The following is a 743-nucleotide window of genomic DNA, read 5'->3' as shown; positions in this document are numbered from 1 at the left end:
GCATATATTCTGGAAATTAATTTTCGTGCGATGACTATTATCGCTCTTTTGCCAGTGAGTCGTTGCTTGAGTTCATTATATCGCTGCGACATTACCGGATCTTTTTGAATGGCAGACCATGCGCATTCGACCAATGAGCTTCGTAGCGATCTATGCCTTCTGTAGGTGAGTGCACCTTTCCAGTCATGCTCACCACTGCTGTGCGAGTATGGCCTGAAGCCAATGAAGCCATTGAACTTTTTAAAGTTTTCGAATCGATGAATGTCTTCGATTTCACAGAGAAGTTCTACCGTTGTGAGTGGTCCAATGCCAGGAATAGATCTCAAAAGTTTTGCTTGTGTTTTGTATCGCGAAGTACGCTGCAGTTTTCTTACCTCGATTGACACGTTAAGGAAATGTCTTCGCAGAAATTCGTATTGTTCGAGGAGTCTGGTTACGGTTAGTTTTGTGCTTGTGTCAGGAAATTGAGCATTACGAATCCAGCGGATAAAAGCTTTAGACCAGTTGGCATTATCATATTGATCGGGGATGGTGATTCCTGTAAACAGGAATTTATCCTTGATTCTGTTTTTTACACGTGTTAGATCCGCGAGAAGTTTTTTACGATATCGGAAGAGTTGTCGATCGCCTTGGGTGACGATGTCAGGTACGTGGATTGACGTTAGCAAGTTCGCGCGGAGTGCCTTCGCGATTTTTCGGCTATCAACCGGATCGGTTTTGCTGGACGCGTCTTTATCGGATGT

Annotated in this window: 1 protein-coding gene; it reads right to left on the bottom strand. The window is 44.0% G+C overall.

What is annotated here, in order from left to right:
* Window positions 1-743, bottom strand: a 743-nt coding sequence (locus DQQ10_RS27710; protein WP_112750207.1) for an IS110 family RNA-guided transposase, incomplete at both ends; no start/stop codon positions are given.

The organism is Pseudochryseolinea flava (assembly GCF_003286915.1).
In the GTDB taxonomy this organism is placed as follows: Bacteria; Bacteroidota; Bacteroidia; order Cytophagales; family Cyclobacteriaceae; genus Ohtaekwangia; species Ohtaekwangia flava.
The sequence above is the reverse complement of the archived record's forward strand: the minus strand, read 5'-3'. Positions and strand labels throughout refer to the sequence as shown.